The following is a 663-nucleotide window of genomic DNA, read 5'->3' on the forward strand; positions in this document are numbered from 1 at the left end:
CCGGCCGCCCGCCCGCGCACGAGTGGTCCGCCCGCGCGGTCGCCGGCGCAGTAGGCGCCGCCCTGACCGCCCCGGTGATCGACATCTTCACCCCGCAAGTGCTCGCCCCCGAGCACCTGGAACGCTCCCTTCCCGGCCCCGACGGCTCCTTCCGCCTCACCGACTGGATGCTGCTCCCGCACACCTCCGGCACCCATGGCTTCTTCTTCATCACCAAAGGGCTAGCCCGTTTCGGACTCCCCGAACTGCAGACCGAGAACGTCCCACCCGACCTGGTCGAACCGTGGGGCCGCCTCCTCAACGGCCTCGCCCGCCGCGTCCTCGACCTCTGGCTGGACGAACTCCCCGCCGGAGAACAACCCCTGGTCGTGGACGTCCCCGAGGTCGTCTCCGTGGGCCTGCGCGACATAGCCGCCGCTCAGGGCACCGACGACCCGCTGAGCCGCGAGGTGCCGGTCCGCCTCCGCCCCGACACGGCGGAACCGCCCGTCCTCACCGTCCTCCCCGCCGAGGACGGCCCGGACCGCCTCGACTCCCTGTGCGCCGCCCTCTTCGGCACGCCGGAAAGCCGCCGATGAACTTGCCGATGATCTTGAACTGAGCGCAGGATCGACAGGTGAGATTCGGCCCGCGCGACCGTCCCAGCCCCGAGCCCGAGGACCC

Annotated in this window: 1 pseudogene; it reads left to right on the forward strand. The window is 71.9% G+C overall.

The features are described from left to right. A pseudogene (locus tag E1266_RS37595) lies at positions 1 to 578 on the forward strand (hypothetical protein); the annotation flags it as partial. Positions 579 to 663 lie beyond the last annotated feature (85 nt).

It is taken from the genome of Actinomadura sp. 7K534 (assembly GCF_004348575.1).
Classification (GTDB): Bacteria; Actinomycetota; Actinomycetes; order Streptosporangiales; family Streptosporangiaceae; genus Spirillospora; species Spirillospora livida.